This window comes from Photobacterium sp. GB-50 (assembly GCF_003026755.1).
Classification (GTDB): Bacteria; Pseudomonadota; Gammaproteobacteria; order Enterobacterales; family Vibrionaceae; genus Photobacterium.
In genome coordinates, this window is sequence record NZ_PYNX01000003.1 from 234,724 (window position 1) to 249,773 (window position 15,050).

General features: G+C 38.3%; 14 protein-coding genes. 10 read left to right on the forward strand and 4 right to left on the reverse strand.

Features of this window, described 5'->3' with window-relative positions:
* Positions 1 to 74: 74 nt before the first annotated feature.
* The gene (locus C9J41_RS05970; protein WP_107292557.1) at positions 75 to 239 is read left to right on the forward strand and encodes a DUF2256 domain-containing protein; all 165 of its coding nucleotides are present in this window, start codon (positions 75 to 77) and stop codon (positions 237 to 239) included.
* Between the two features lie 52 nt (positions 240 to 291).
* Here the strand turns inward: C9J41_RS05970 and C9J41_RS05975 are convergent, their stop codons facing one another.
* The gene (locus C9J41_RS05975) at positions 292 to 1,965 is read right to left on the reverse strand and encodes an RluA family pseudouridine synthase (RefSeq protein WP_107294336.1); all 1,674 of its coding nucleotides are present in this window, start codon (positions 1,963 to 1,965) and stop codon (positions 292 to 294) included.
* A 684-nt stretch (positions 1,966 to 2,649) separates the two neighbouring features.
* Here C9J41_RS05975 and C9J41_RS05980 point away from each other — a divergent pair.
* The 3 genes from C9J41_RS05980 (at position 2,650) to C9J41_RS22005 (ending at position 5,719) form a co-directional block, all read left to right on the forward strand.
* The gene (locus C9J41_RS05980) at positions 2,650 to 3,576 is read left to right on the forward strand and encodes a hypothetical protein (protein WP_107294337.1); all 927 of its coding nucleotides are present in this window, start codon (positions 2,650 to 2,652) and stop codon (positions 3,574 to 3,576) included.
* A 500-nt stretch (positions 3,577 to 4,076) separates the two neighbouring features.
* Positions 4,077 to 4,838 carry an insecticidal delta-endotoxin Cry8Ea1 family protein gene (locus C9J41_RS22000; protein ID WP_233220388.1) on the forward strand — a complete coding sequence of 254 codons (762 nt, stop codon included), beginning with the start codon at positions 4,077 to 4,079 and terminating at the stop codon, positions 4,836 to 4,838.
* Between the two features lie 23 nt (positions 4,839 to 4,861).
* Positions 4,862 to 5,719 carry a hypothetical protein gene (locus C9J41_RS22005; protein ID WP_233220389.1) on the forward strand — a complete coding sequence of 286 codons (858 nt, stop codon included), beginning with the start codon at positions 4,862 to 4,864 and terminating at the stop codon, positions 5,717 to 5,719.
* 127 nt (positions 5,720 to 5,846) lie between these two features.
* Here C9J41_RS22005 and C9J41_RS21890 read toward each other — a convergent pair whose 3' ends face one another.
* On the reverse strand, positions 5,847 to 6,005 hold the full coding sequence (locus C9J41_RS21890; RefSeq protein WP_005366214.1) for a hypothetical protein: 159 nt from the start codon (positions 6,003 to 6,005) through the stop codon (positions 5,847 to 5,849).
* A 332-nt stretch (positions 6,006 to 6,337) separates the two neighbouring features.
* Positions 6,338 to 6,727 carry an MAPEG family protein gene (locus C9J41_RS05990; RefSeq protein WP_107246255.1) on the reverse strand — a complete coding sequence of 130 codons (390 nt, stop codon included), beginning with the start codon at positions 6,725 to 6,727 and terminating at the stop codon, positions 6,338 to 6,340.
* Positions 6,728 to 6,970: 243 nt separating this feature from the next.
* Here C9J41_RS05990 and msrA point away from each other — a divergent pair, with 243 nt between their 5' ends.
* The 4 genes from msrA to C9J41_RS06010 all read left to right on the forward strand — a co-directional run bounded on the left by msrA (position 6,971) and on the right by C9J41_RS06010 (position 9,546).
* The gene (msrA, locus tag C9J41_RS05995) at positions 6,971 to 7,468 is read left to right on the forward strand and encodes a peptide-methionine (S)-S-oxide reductase MsrA (RefSeq protein ID WP_005366207.1); all 498 of its coding nucleotides are present in this window, start codon (positions 6,971 to 6,973) and stop codon (positions 7,466 to 7,468) included.
* Positions 7,469 to 7,582: 114 nt separating this feature from the next.
* Positions 7,583 to 7,864, forward strand: a complete 282-nt coding sequence (locus tag C9J41_RS06000; RefSeq protein ID WP_107246254.1) for an HPF/RaiA family ribosome-associated protein — start codon at positions 7,583 to 7,585, stop codon at positions 7,862 to 7,864.
* Between the two features lie 270 nt (positions 7,865 to 8,134).
* Positions 8,135 to 8,683, forward strand: a complete 549-nt coding sequence (locus C9J41_RS06005) for a hypothetical protein (protein WP_233217708.1) — start codon at positions 8,135 to 8,137, stop codon at positions 8,681 to 8,683.
* 122 nt (positions 8,684 to 8,805) lie between these two features.
* Complete coding sequence (locus C9J41_RS06010; RefSeq protein ID WP_107261219.1) at positions 8,806 to 9,546, forward strand: AAA family ATPase; 741 nt, start codon at positions 8,806 to 8,808, stop codon at positions 9,544 to 9,546.
* A 38-nt stretch (positions 9,547 to 9,584) separates the two neighbouring features.
* On the opposite strand, the gene C9J41_RS06015 is transcribed toward C9J41_RS06010, so the two are convergent.
* Entirely contained in the window at positions 9,585 to 10,454 is an 870-nt protein-coding gene (locus tag C9J41_RS06015; RefSeq protein ID WP_107206741.1) for a LysR family transcriptional regulator, read from the reverse strand.
* 104 nt (positions 10,455 to 10,558) lie between these two features.
* On the opposite strand from C9J41_RS06015, the gene C9J41_RS06020 reads away from it, so the two are divergent.
* Together C9J41_RS06020 and C9J41_RS06025 are read left to right on the forward strand one after the other, a co-directional pair.
* Positions 10,559 to 11,461 carry an SDR family oxidoreductase gene (locus C9J41_RS06020; RefSeq protein ID WP_233220390.1) on the forward strand — a complete coding sequence of 301 codons (903 nt, stop codon included), beginning with the start codon at positions 10,559 to 10,561 and terminating at the stop codon, positions 11,459 to 11,461.
* Positions 11,462 to 12,024: 563 nt separating this feature from the next.
* Positions 12,025 to 15,042 carry a flavocytochrome c gene (locus C9J41_RS06025; RefSeq protein WP_107246251.1) on the forward strand — a complete coding sequence of 1,006 codons (3,018 nt, stop codon included), beginning with the start codon at positions 12,025 to 12,027 and terminating at the stop codon, positions 15,040 to 15,042.
* Positions 15,043 to 15,050 lie beyond the last annotated feature (8 nt).

The following is a 15,050-nucleotide window of genomic DNA, read 5'->3' on the forward strand; positions in this document are numbered from 1 at the left end:
ATTTTTATAGGAAATAACAGCCAATAAAGGGTTTTAAACGTACTAGCACTGTGTTTATTAAATAAGAACAAGTGATGCACAAAAAATCCAATTTACCCGCTAAGGTGTGTGCGGTTTGTCAACGGCCGTTTACTTGGCGCAAGAAGTGGCAACAATGTTGGGATGAAGTGAAGTATTGCTCTGAACGTTGTAGGCGCACACGCCAACACATGGGCTCATCAAGAAAGAAAGTAGGCTGATACATAACGAAAAATGCGTCAGCCATTGTCGTTTAGCGGTGTTATTTAGGCTTTAAAAATCTTCAGCAACTTCAAACACCACGCGCTCGTTAGTTATCGGATGGTTGAATGCCAAGTATTGAGCATGTAAGCATAAACGATCGCCTTTTTGCCCGTATAAATCATCACCGACAATAGGCATGTTCATCCCTTTAACATGGGCGGAATGGACACGAAGCTGGTGTGTACGACCTGTTTTTGGGTAGTAATAGACCTTGGTTCTGCCGTTTTTACGCTCAAGCACGTTCCATGTGGTTTGTGCAGGCTTGCCGTATTGGTAACACACGATTTGACGAGGGCGATCGTCTAAATCCACCCGGATTGGAAAATCAATCAGCCCGCTATCACTGTCACTGTTACCTTCTAATAGGGCAACGTAACGTTTTTCGACAGTGCGCTCTATAAACTGTTTTTGCAGTGCTTTGTGAGCATCTTTGGTTAAGGCAATGACCATTAAGCCAGAGGTCGACATATCTAAACGATGGACAATCAACGGGCTATCGCTATCTGGGAACATGGCTTGCATTCGGCTATATACTGAATCGGTAATGGTTTTACCGGGTACAGATAAGAACTCTGCAGGTTTATTAACAATCACCATCGCATCGTCTTGATAAACAATACTTAGCTCTTTGCCTTCGGCTGGGTTTTGCTCTAGTGGGTTCTCGTCTATCTCAATGCCAGACAACATATGGGCTAAAATAGGCTCACATTTGTTTTTTGAGGCTTCATAAAAGTAAGCATGTTTTAGCATTTGTGGCGCGGGGGACTTACCCCACCAGAAATTTGCCATTGCTAACGGTGTTAATTGGTGGTTAAACGCATACTGAAGCAGTTTGACGATAGCGCAATCGCCCGCCCCTTGTAATGGCTCATCAAACAACTGATTGAGATCTTTATATTCCTCAAATTGGTTCAAAAAGCGGTATTGGCGATGAATACTTTGTTCTAATTGTGTTGCTAATTTATCTTGCTTGGCTTTTAGTTCAGCAAGCGCAGTGGTATCTGCTTCAAGCTGTTCGCTTAGTGATTGCAGCGTTTGTTGCCACTGTTGGCGCAAGGCTTTTTGCTGATGTTTATCGTAAGCGCTTTCACGGGCTAGGCGATGAAACACTTCTGTTTTAACGTTTTCATCATCACTTTGCTCGGCAGCTTTGCGTTGCAATTTACGCTGCTTGCGCTGTTCAATCATCTGTAAACGAAAGGCTTCAGATTCTTGCTCAGCTTGCGTTTTCGCTTGAGTATATTGCTGTTGCAGCGCAATGAACTGAGGCGAAGACGCAATAGATTCAATGTCAGATTCTAGTACTGTAAGCGTGTGTTTAATCGCTTGGATCTCAGGATCGGTGTTAAGCGCATCAAACACAGGCGGCACAAATTGGGGTAACTGTGTTTGCCCTGCGATAGTGCCTGAAAATGCCGATAGATAGCCGATGTCACCTTGCTCGTTTTGTACCACTAACACACCGAATATGTTGCCAATGGCGTGATTATCGCTGTCTTCATTTAAACCATCTAAACCAAAATCGTGTTGCCATTCGGTTTGTGTTTTAAGGTGTTGTTGCAACTCTTTTGCAGCTAGCACGCTAAGTGGATGTGGCTTATAACAAAAAGGATAAGTAAAACGTTCAGGTAAGGCGATAGCCTCAATCGATGAGCGAAATGGAGTAAAAAGGGAATCGTACATGGCTTAATCTATCGCAAAATGGGGCGAGGATTTTACCACTCTCTGGGGGAGAGTACGAGTGATAGGATTTAGCTATAGAATTGATATGCATGTTCGTGCGAGAACAATACGCAAAGTATTTTAATTTGTGGCTGTAGGTGTCACACATGCGATGATCAATATATTGGGCTAGAAAACAATGATATCTGCTATAAGCTAAAGACCAGCAACATCAAAAAATTAGAACAAAAACGTAACCCAATGGTGAAAATCATGGGTTGAGACTTTATTTGGAATAATATGAGAGAGATTTATTTTATATAGGAATATAACTAAAAAATCTCTATTAATGTATTCGTTATTTCCATAATTTATATTTCTTTATAGGATTCTTTAAAAAAGAATAATAGCTTAATATCATTATAATGACTATTTATTAAATTTTTTCAGTATACAAAAATATTGAGAAGTAGTTCAAAATAATACTTTTACATATTCATTTTTGAGGGGTTTTTATTGTGAATGAAAAATTAATCAATTAAATTCAATGAAGTGTATAACTATAATGTAATTAGATTACATAATTACATCTAAAAATATTAAGATTATATCAGTGGTTTTATATCTAAATTAAACGTGGGTTATATATTGTAATTTTTAATAAGAAATTTTATTTTAATAATAGCTTTAATACAAGGAAGTCGTATGTACAAAATAGCTTTTATATTAGTGATACTTTTGGTTTCTGGTTGCACTACGCTCCCTGTCGCTCCACTTAGTAAAGAAAATTTAAATAATATTAAGAGTGTTGCGATTGTTGACTTTCTGGAAATGCGAACACATGCATTAGTCGGAGAGTTTATGCTATCTATGGATCAACAACACTTTACAGATAAACAATCTATGTATTTTGATCTTGGTAAAGAAGTCGAACCGATAATAACTCAAGAAAAGAAAACCAATGCTACCTTTCTACCAAATCAAACAGTAATAGAAAATAACTCAAGTGTAATAGTAATTGAAAATAATAACTCGAATGCAATAGACTCTGGAATAACAGCGGTTGCTGCTAGTTTAACTGCGGGAATTATAAATGAGATAGGTAAAAAAACAAATGAAAGAGCATCTAATTTTAATGAAATATATTCTAGTACAAACCCTAAGATAAACTTAAGAAGAGATTTTCTTAACGAACTCTCAAGCTCTTTAAAAGAAAAAGGAATTGATGTTTCTTTATTGAAAGATCAAGTTCACTCTGTACCTTACTTGCGATGGTCTGCTTTAGACTCGCAAGGGAAATTATTTAGGCAGAGGTATCCAAATGAACTTGAAAGTGTTGATGCTGACCTTGTTATACAGGTTAGCCCTGTAGCTATATATAATGCAGGAAGTGCCCTTAATGCATATGCCCGGATAGTCAGTGTAAATGTTGCAATTTACAATGGCAGAACGAAAGAGTTTTATGGTGTTAAAAGCTTCTACTCAGTAGAAGATAATGTAACAGGGTATCATACCTACAACGGCCTAGTTGAAAACTTAGGAGAAGCAGGGAAAAAGCTTCATGAATCGTTATTAGCTGTAGTTCCTCAAATATCAATGTTAATAAATAGTTCGAACTCACAATTGGATTAGATATAATTCAATCTAAAAATAAGGCTATCTATCTACAATCATTCTTATTCGAAGTATTAGATAGTCTTATTCAAGATAAATATTGAAAATATGATGGAAGTGATACTGAAAAGTCGAGTATCCCATGTGCCTTACTTACCACTCTAAATAAACAAACAAACCTTAAACACGTTCTTGCCCATAAATGAGTTTATTATTCAGTAAACTCGTTGTTTATAAATCTATTAACCGCTAAGTGACTCATTTCTTATTCCCACACGTAATAAAAGAGTTATTAGAATGTTGCTTTTGATATAAACCGCAACAACCTAGTAATATTGGGTTCTTATTTTTTATTACTTCTTTATGGTTTTTTACCGAACGTTAACATTGCAATTTTCTGACGGGGTATTATCAATGGCAGAATGTTGCGAGTATTTATGACTTCATGGCTTAAGGTACGAGTAATTGCAATTAGCCACAGAGTTATCAGGCATAGTATTTATTATTAAGATGTATTTATGAATGATAGAAGATTAGCGTTAAAAAAAATATCAGCATTAGTTGCGATGTCTCTGTTATCAGGCAATAGCATGGCTCGTAGTTTAGGCGGTAATAACGAGTTAAGTAGTGATAAAGGTTACACTATTAATTACCCTGACTTTTCAGGTTCAGATGTGATTGAAATCTTTAAAAGTTCACTGGGTTTTGCTTTGAATTTTATTCCTGAAGTTGGCGGTGTTGTGTCATTTCTCGTGCGTTTATTGTGGCCGTCACCGAAAGAAGATGTTTGGGGAAAAATAAAAGACAAAGTAGAAGAACTGATTGATGAAAAATTAGACGATGAGGTTTTTTCAAGAGTAAGTACAATAGTAGCAGGCATGAATCTCTCTCTAAAAAAATATTTAACTCTTGTCAAAGGCGCTTCTCCTGAGGAGATAACGTCTCTTATTGTTACGTTAAATGATGACTTCATAAGAGAGGGCCCAGAGTTTCAACAAAAAGGCTATGAATATATATTGTGTCCATTATTTGGTGTTTTCGCTTCGTTACATATGACTTTTTTAAGGGATGTTTTACTGCATCACAAAGACAATTTATCTAAACATATGTATGACTCGTTAAAATCAGAAATGAAAGAATATAAAAAGCAATATTCTGATTACTTAAAACAGACGATTAAAAACCAAAGAGAGGTATTGGAAAAAGACCGTCCTCCTGTAGGGCAACATCGTACTGATACTTACAATTATTATTTTTTTCGTCCAGCACTATCGCTGTAAAATATTGCGATGACTTTATACAAATGTTTGAGCAAATGGATATTGATGTTAATCCAAGATCATTTGTATTGGACTCAAGTAAATTTAATGACATTTACTCTCCAGCTTACGGCACTGCGGATGATTGGGATCAAGAGTGTAATGAGGTTGCCCATGGTGGAGGAGGGGTGATAGGAGGAGTATATAGACAGCCAACGCTATCTTTCACTTCACTGTATCTTGATTACTTCGATGGGCGCCCAGTAAACTTAAACGTTTATTATCCTGATGGTAAGGGGCCTATTAATAATGATGGTCAGAGAGTAAATAAAACAGATGTTATTGCTTATCCAGCATCAGGGGTTGAAACAAAAAATGTCACGATAGAGAGTATTGAAGATGAAGAATTTCCAATATCCTATGCGATTATAAAGTCTCAGAGTCTCCCTTCACATTTAACGCTGTATGATATTCATGATAAAGATTATGAGTTATGGGATAGTTATGAGGCTCAATTCCAACAAGAACATAAAGTCGCATTTTTTCCTCGTCGACTTTCAACGATGACAGCTTGGACTCATAGTGCCTATTTTCATCAGGCGATAGGTTGTTTAATTTTGGGCTTTACTTGGGTACCTCCTAAAAATAAGAATGAAGAGTTTCTTCAGCAACATTACATATCATCCATTGAAGAGCCAGATCTTGACGTGTTAAGTGAAGTTCATCAATTAGATGCATACTCGTGTATAACATCTGAACATGAGGCTGCTCGTGATGAGTTTTGGGCTTATGCAACAGATGGGAACGATGATAGAGGTGATAGGCGCGGTGGCTCTATTGATGCATTGCCGTTAGTTGGGCTGGCAGGGGCGGCGCTTTTAAAAGAAGCGATGAAGAAATAAGGTTATGTATTCGGAGAGTCATCCTTATGACTCTCTTGATATTACTAATAAAAAGACTACAAATACTGCTATCTATAAATGTATAAAGTAAAAAGGCTGCTTGGCAGTATTTATGTTGTAAGATTTCCTAATCTTGCGTTTTAATCTGTTGTTCTTGTTTTTCTTTATTCTTCAGTTTTCTGTCTTGGTCGAAGTGCCACTTGATCGCAAAATATCCAGCAACCATTAACGCAATGACTTTAATCGCCATAGCGACATAAGGGAAAAAGTCTGTCCAGTGATTCATCGTAAATCTCCATTCCAACCGATATCAGATTAATAACAAAGAATGTGTTATCAATGCAATTCAATAAAATCTGCCATCATTAAATTAATATCAAAAAATCGCATGCAAAATATCAAAATATATCCAATTACACATAGGATATGGTGCACAGATATAAAAATGGTTTGTATTTAATTGATATAAAAAGCCCCTCTAGTCACATATTTGGAATGAGGGGCAATGGTTATGATGAACCTAGACACTTGCATATAAATTTATAGTTACGCTAATGCTTTTTATCAAGTGCATTTATTAAGTCGCACCTTCAATCTACTTTTATGTCTTACTTTTGATTAACTCGACAGGCACTGTCCCATAATGATAAATGAGCAGCCGATTGCTATCGTCCAAGCGATGGAACGTAAAACACCGAGATTTATTAGATACAGTATGTGGTAGACAACTCTAAAGCTAATGTGGAGAAGTGCCAATAACTGAATTTTTTCATTTGTGGTGCCTGTTGCGATTGCTAACAAAACGGCCATGGAAAAAATAATCAGTGATTCAAAGGCATTTTGATGTGCTGCTAATGCTCGCGCACCAAAACCATGCAATTTTGCTTGTTGGTCTCGGGGATGGTTATTATCGTAGCCTCCCACTTTATGCATTGCGACGGCGAGAGGTATTTTGGCTATGTAAGGAAGTAATGCTGCGGCAATTAAACTATAAATTAAAATATCCAATGAATCGTCCCTGGTTTTATCAACTCGCTATTTGATTTTATATTAATAGGTATACTTGTTCTTTACCGTGATCATCAGTCAATTAGGTATATGAAGGCAGAATCTATTGCTAAATTAAGACTTTTCTTGAGGACGTTGAAATAAGTTTTTAGCTGTTTTTCAATCACAAATACTGTTCATCCCTGACGATTTATTGATAGGGTATATATTGAATTAGGATTTAAGAATGCGAAGGAGTTAACGATGGCACAACAAAAAGCGATACTTGCTGGCGGCTGTTTTTGGGGGATGCAAGATCTTATTCGTCGTCAAACTGGGGTAATAACAACCCGCGTTGGCTATACGGGCGGTGATGTGGCAAATGCCACTTATCCCAATCATGGTACTCATGCTGAAGCGATTGAAATAACTTTTGATGATGACCAAACCAGTTTTGAAAATATTTTGGCGTACTTCTTTCAAATTCATGATCCAACAACGACCAATCGCCAAGGTAATGATATCGGTACTTCTTATCGCTCTGCGATTTTCTATACTTCAGAGGCGCAAAAAAACACGGCCCAAGATTTGATTAAGCGTATCAATGCTTCTGGCATTTGGCCGGGCACGGTAGTAACAGAAGTCGTGCCAGCAAGTGATTTTTGGCAAGCAGAGCCAGAACACCAAGATTATTTACTTCACCGACCTAATGGCTATACCTGTCATTTTCCGCGTCCTGATTGGGTATTACCTGAAGAATAAAGGTGAAGCGAAGTCATTTTTTGAGTATTAATATTACTTTTTTAGGATGAGACTTTTTTTATTTTTAGGCTTACATTCAGTGTCAGATATTTAAGAGAATTACTGAGGTGTATCATGAGCTTAAAAATCAAATGTGAACATATGGAACTAACTGATTCAATCAAAGCAGTAGTATCTGATTATATTGAAAAGATGATGGTTATCGATCCTGAATTTAAACATCTTCATGTGGATATCATCAAAGAAGATACAGGCTATGCTGTTGATTTGAAAATGGATACTGAAGTATTCCATAAAGTGAGTGCTAAAGCGCATAACGTAAATTTAGAAGAATGTATTAAAGAAGCATTTTTCCATTTTGAAAAAGTGGTTGAGAAGAAAGCAGCGCATCAATAATTTCATGCGATTGCATTTCTTGTCATCAAAATTAAAGGCTCGTAATGAGCCTTTTTTATTGTCTGCCTATTACGGTTATTGCTCTTAAATGTATGCAATACCCAATCACATAATGATAAATTTAATTCTATGTTTATTGTCAAAGCCCTTATACTGTTTGAATAGTAAAGGTTAAATCATCTATCGCGTTAAATATTCAGCTTCAAGTCATTGTTTAGCGAATAAGATAAGATTGTTATCTCTTTTATAACGTATATTTTGGGGAGTTATATGATGAAATCACTATTATTGGTTGCGCTATCTATTCTCGCTTTTCAAGCACATGCACAAGATAGGTATGTGTGTAAAAGTGATCATTCTGAGCGTGTCATCGAAGTTGTTTATGCTAATCCAAATAGCAAAGTACCGTGTGAAGTTCGCTATACTAAGCCGGAAGGCACTGCTGTATTATGGGATGCGAAACATGAGGTCGGTTACTGTGAAGAAAAAGCGAAATCTTTTGCTGAAAAATTAACCAGCTTAGGGATGTCATGCTCTGGCGTCGATGTCGCATCAAGCGCTCCTGTTGTAACGGAACAGCCTACAGAGGCACAAACCCAACAAGATTCAGCTACACCTTTAGCAGCACCTTTAATCGATACTCCAACATCTTCAACGCCAGAATCTACCAATGCAGCGCCAGTTGTAGAATCACAAACGCATGCTGACTCACCAACAGCAACGCAAATTCAGCAAGATGCGGCAGCACCCTTAGTTGATACTCCAACCTCTTCAACACCCGCATCTGCAACAGAAGCAGCACCATCTCAAGCGGAATAGATCCGTTATTCATGGTTGATATAAATTGAGTGGGTACTAACTTTCTCGCTCATTTTATTTCAATGTGATAACGGATAACATGGTTAAACTATTTTAGAAATAAATAACACTGTTTGAGATTTATGAGTTTTGAAGAAAAACCTTACCTACGAGAAATCGCTTTAAAGCGCGAAAAAATTGATAATTACGATCAATTTCCGTTTTGTATTCCAGCCCTCAAAGAGTTAGATGTCATTGAATTTCATCCTGATGTTACTTTTTTTGTCGGTGAAAATGGTTCAGGAAAATCTACGCTAATTGAAGCGATTGCAGTCGCGATGGGGCTTAATGCGGAAGGGGGGAACAAGAATACCGGTTTTGCTACCGCGCAAACGCATTCTGAGTTAGATCGCTACATTAAAACCGTGAAAAGTTTTAAACGCCCGAAAGACTTCTATTTTTTAAGGGCTGAGAGTTTTTATAATGTTGCCACTTATTTAGATCAGCTTATGCCGCCACCGTTGCAAGGTTATGGTGGGCAATCACTACACCATCAATCTCATGGTGAATCTTTCATGGCAACGATCTCTAATAAGTTACGCGGTAATGGTTTATACATTATGGATGAGCCCGAAGCTGCTCTCTCACCAGCTAGACAAATGGCTGCGCTTTCAGAAATGCATCGTTTAGTTGAAGCAGGTTCGCAATTTATTATTGCTACTCACTCACCGATTTTATTGGCCTACCCAAGAGCTAAAATCTATCAGTTCAGTGATAGTGGCATCGATGAAACAACGTATGAGGATACCGAGCATTATGAGATCACTCGAAACTTCCTGAATCACCATCAGCAGATGATGAAAATCTTAATGGAAGAAGAGTAATTGAGCTTAATATTGCTCGATGAATCGCTTGAGTTTACCTATTCAAGTTTACTTTGAATAAAGTTAATAAAACAGCGAGTCTTGGCGGGTAGTAACCGTGTTTCGGTTATGGCGTATATCGGCACAGGAGAACTTTGCCAGTCCGGTAATATGCGTTGTAATGTTCCTTGCGCTAACTCATCTGTGATCATTTCTTGTGGAAGTAATCCCAATCCCATATTGAGCACTATTAATTGCTTGATCATGCCAATACTATTTACAAATAGTTTGCTGTTTACCTTAATATCTGCCGATTTATCTTTGCTATGTAATGCCCAATGGGCTGACTTTACGATACTAAAACACTGATGTTGAGTAAGTTCGTCTGGTGATTGTGGTTCGCCATACTGCGCTAAATAAGCGGGAGAACCATAAACATAGTGATGGAAGTTAGCGAGTTTACGAGCAATTAAGCTTGAGCTTTCACTTTCACCTGCTCGAATTGCTACGTCGAAATATTCCGATGTCATATCCACACGCCGTGAAGATAAATCAAATTCCAATTCAATATCGGGATATTGTTTTGAAAATTCGGGTAGTAATGGCGCAATGAAGTGGGTCGCAAAATCAATAGGGGCAGACACGCGAACCGTACCACTAGGATTTTCTGCTATATCACTCAATTGTTGATGGGCGAGTTTGGCTTCTTCAACAATACGACGACAACGCTCGTAATACAGTTGACCGGCCTCTGTGAGTTCAATTTTTCGTGTTGTACGGTGGAGCAAACGCAGCCCAATGGCTTTTTCTAATGCACTGATGCGCCTTGAAAGGGTGGAATTAGGCACTCCAGTAATCTCTGCGGCTTGGCGAAAGCTCATTACGTTGGCGACTTCTACAAATAACGCCATATCATCAAGTGATTTCATGATTATCCCATTTTTGAACCAATTATTTCCATTTTATAGTATTTAATCCAAATATAGAATTATATAACATGGCTTCAACGTCAGAGATTAACGAGAAAATGATTATGCAAACTCAAAAGAAGAAAGTCCTTGTTGTTGGTGCCACAGGTTTCCTAGGTCGTAAAATTTTACGTAGTTTAATGCAGCATTCAAACGTCGATATTAAAGCGATGTCACGCCGTGGTGCACCAAAAGGTGAATTTTCAGAGCTAGAGTGGGTACAGGCTGACATGATGGATCCTGCTTCTTTAGATGCTGCATTACAAGGTGTGGATGTGGTGATTAGCTCTGCTAACGGTTATATGAAAGAGAGCCTTGATGCCGATTTCCAAGGTAATAAAAATCTCGCAGAAGCAGCAGCACGAGCAAACATTGAACGCTTTGTTTTCTTGAGTATTGTTAATAGCGATGAAGCGCAAAGCGTGCCACATTTTCATGCTAAAAAAGTTGCAGAAGATGTGATTAAGCAAGTCGGCATTCCTTATGTATTTGTGCGTGCACCAGCGTTTTTAGATCAAACGTCTGATTACATTGCGGATGGCTTTAAAGCGGGTCGTTTTTACGCAATTGGCGATACAACTACTAAGTGGTCGTACATTTTGACTGATGATTTAGCTGATTATCTTGCTAAAGCTGCCGCATTTGAAGGTGATGAAATCAATAATAAATCGATTGATGTAGGTTGGAGTGATGGTGCTAAAAGCCAAGCGGAATTGGTGCAATTAATTAGTGAAGTGACAGGTAAGAAGTTATCAACATGGACTGTGCCATGGTTTGTTTTCCAATTACTTGTTCGCCCAATCAAACTATTCAGTGAGCTTGGCTATGATATGCTTGAAATGTTCCTGTTCTTCAAAAAAGGGCGTTTTGTTGCTGACATTAGCGATCAAGAACGTTTCTTTGGCCCTGCGCCATTAGCAAAAGAGGTGATCACTCGTTGGGCTATGAATAATAAGTTTATTGATTAACATACAACGTTTTCAATAGAAGCTGACTTAATGTCAGCTTTTTTATTATTGGTTTTATTCACTGTCATCAAAGGCATAAATCCAGCCAATAATGAAATTCAATTTTGCAAATAAAGATTAAAGAAAAATAGAAATGATTTCTATTTTAATACGGCAATTTTTTCTGAGGAATAGGACAACCACTCTCCGTTTTATCATTTTTTGATTATTTTTATTATTAGTCAATTTCGTGAAAATTAAGCTGTTGATAGTAGTTATATTCTCCATTTTCAACGATGTTTATTTTTTCATAACTGCTCATACTAAGTAAATTTTTCTCTTATTTTGTTTGCTTGTTTAAATTTAAATGTTAATAGAAAGAGAATTTATTTAAATGTTAATGGTTTTATGTGCTTTATGCATAGACTAAATGCAGATGTATCATTTTACTGAGAATTACCGCTGTAGTAATTTCATTCAATATTAGTTAATTGCCTTAGTTCTTATTTTAAAAGCTACTTAAATTTAACTGCTTATTTAGTGATTTTTAATATAAGTATTAATTATTATTGGAATATGAATCAGTGAATAAATTAACAGATGAAATTCAATTAGGCTTATCACAAGCCAAATTCAAAAACCGCATTGTTATGGCACCAATGACCATTCAATCTGCATTTTTTGATGGTGGTGTTACACAAGAAATGATCGACTATTATGCCGCTCGCTCTGGCGATGCTGGCGCAGTCATTGTTGAAAGTGCGTTTGTTGAAAATTACGGTAGAGCATTTCCCGGTGCATTAGGTATCAATACCGACAGTAAAATTGCTGGGCTTAAGAAGTTAGCATCGGCAATTAAAGAGAAAGGCTCAAAGGCTATTCTTCAGATCTACCATGCCGGCCGTATGGCAAATGGCGAATACAATGGTGGCCATCAACCTATATCGGCGAGTCCTGTCGCTGCGCTTCGCGATAATGCAGAAACACCACTTGAAATGACGAAAGAGCAGATTGGCTTCATGATTGATGCTTTTGCTAATGCTGTTCATCGTGCAATTGTTGCGGGCTTTGATGGTGTTGAGATCCATGGCGCTAATACATACATCCTTCAACAGTTTTTCTCTCCACACTCAAACCGTCGAAATGATAAGTGGGGCGGTGATATTGAAAAACGTACGACATTCCCTCTTGCTGTTTTAAATGAAGCGAAAAGAGTTGTCGCTGATCACCAACGCGATGATTTCATTATTGGTTACCGTTTCTCTCCTGAAGAAATTGAAGAGCCTGGTATTCGTTTTGAAGATACCATGTACTTGCTTGATAAGTTGGCTGCGAGTGGTCTTGATTATTTCCACTTTTCGATGGGTAACTATACTCGAAATTCGATTGTAAACCCTGAAGATAAAGAACTACTTATTCGTAAATACCATGCGCTTAAATCTGACAATGTTGCCAAAATCCCTGTAATAGGTGTTGGTGGTATCGCTCAGCGTTCAGATGCTGATCAAGCGTTAGCACAAGGTTACGACATGGTGAGTGTGGGTAAAGGTTTCCTTGTTGAACCAACATGGGCGACCAAAGCGATCAATGGTGAAGAATGTGCCGAGTTCGCTGATATTGAGCAACAACATCAACTGAAGATCCCAACACCACTTTGGGAAATCATGGATTACATGATTGTTGATAGTAAAGCTGAGGCATTAAAGCACCAGCGTATTAAAGAATTACAAAACGTTGAGATCACCTTTGAGCCTGGTGAGTACACCGCTTATGGCTACGGTCATAATGGCAAATTACCTGTAACGGTGACGTTCTCTGAAGACAAGATCCTCGATATTATCGTTGATTCATCAAAAGAGTCAGACGGTATTGCTAACCCTGCGTTTGAACGTATTCCGCAACAAATTATGGAAGGCCAAACGCTAAATATTGATGTGATTTCTGGTGCGACAGTGAGTAGCCAAGCGGTTATTGACGGTGTATCTGATGCTGTTGATTTAGCGGGTGGTAACTCGGAAGCGCTTCGTTGTAAAGCACGTGAAGCGGTTGAATGGTCTACGGAAGTTATCGAAAAAACTGTCGATGTTGTTGTTGTCGGTGGCGGTGGTGCAGGTTTAAGTGCAGCGCTTACTGCTTTAGATAATGGTAAGTCTGTTATCTTGCTAGAAAAATTCCCTGCTGTTGGTGGTAACACTGTACGTACAGGCGGTTGGGTGAATGCAGCAGAGCCTAAGTGGGTAAAAGATTTCCCTGCGATTGCTGGTGAAGTGGATTATCTTAAAGCAATTGCCGATACACCTGAATCAGACATTGCAGAAGAATATCTTGCAGATTTCCGCACACTAAAAGATCAATTAGCTAACTATTTCCTTGATACTGAAAGTGGCAAAAATTACCTGTTTGATTCCGTTGAACTGCACCTAATTCAGACATACCTAGGTGGTAAACGTACTAACCTTGATGGCGAACCAATTCATGGTCAATACGATTTAGTACAGACGTTAACAAGTCGTGCAATGGAATCGATTGATTGGTTAACGGAAAAAGGCATCGACTTTAACCGTGGCATGGTGGATATCGCTGTTGGTGCGCTATGGCGTCGAGCGCACAAACCTAATCGCCCTAAAGGTGTTGAGTTTGTCGAAAAACTGCAAAAGCAAGTAATTGCCCAAGGTGGTCATATCATTACGGATGCGCGAGCTGAGGAATTGATTGTTGATGATGGAAAAGTGGTCGGTATTAAAGCAACGCATTCAGACGGTACAAAATATGTGCTAACCACTCATTGTGGTGTTGTACTGGCGTCTGGTGGTTTTGGTGCTAACACCAAAATGCTGCAAAAATACAACAACTACTGGAACGAGATTGCCGACGATATTAAAACAACCAACTCACCTGCGCTTATTGGTGATGGTATTGAAATCGGTGAAAAAGTCGGTGCTGATTTAGTGGGCATGGAATATGTTCAGTTAATGCCGATTGGTGATCCTAAATCTGGTGCGTTATTAACGGGTCTTATTGTTCCACCTGAAAACTTTGTCTTTGTTAACAACCAAGGCAAGCGCTTTGTCGATGAATGTGAAAGTCGAGACGTGCTTTCTCGTTCTTTCTTCGACAATGGTGGTGTGATTTATATGATTGCTGATGAAGCTATCCGTCAAACAGCAGCGAACACCACAGATGAAACCATTGAGCGTGAGATCGAAGAAGGTATTATTATCAAAGCAGATTCCATTGAAGAATTAGCGCAAAAAATTAATGTACCGACCGAAGCGTTAACAGAAACGATTCGCCGTTATAACAGCTACGTTGATGAAGGGCGTGATCCTGAATTCCACAAAGGCGCACTTGGCTTAAAAGTGGAAAAAGCACCGTTCTATGCAACGCCACGTAAGCCTTCAGTTCACCATACAATGGGTGGCTTGAAGATCAATACTCAAGCGTGTGTATTGGATAAAACGGGGACACCAATCTCTGGGCTATATGCAGCCGGTGAGGTGACTGGTGGTATTCATGCTGGTAACCGTTTAGGTGGTAATGCGTTGATTGATATCTTCACTTATGGTCGTATAGCGGGTGATAGCGTATCTAACCGCGTTTAATTAGATAT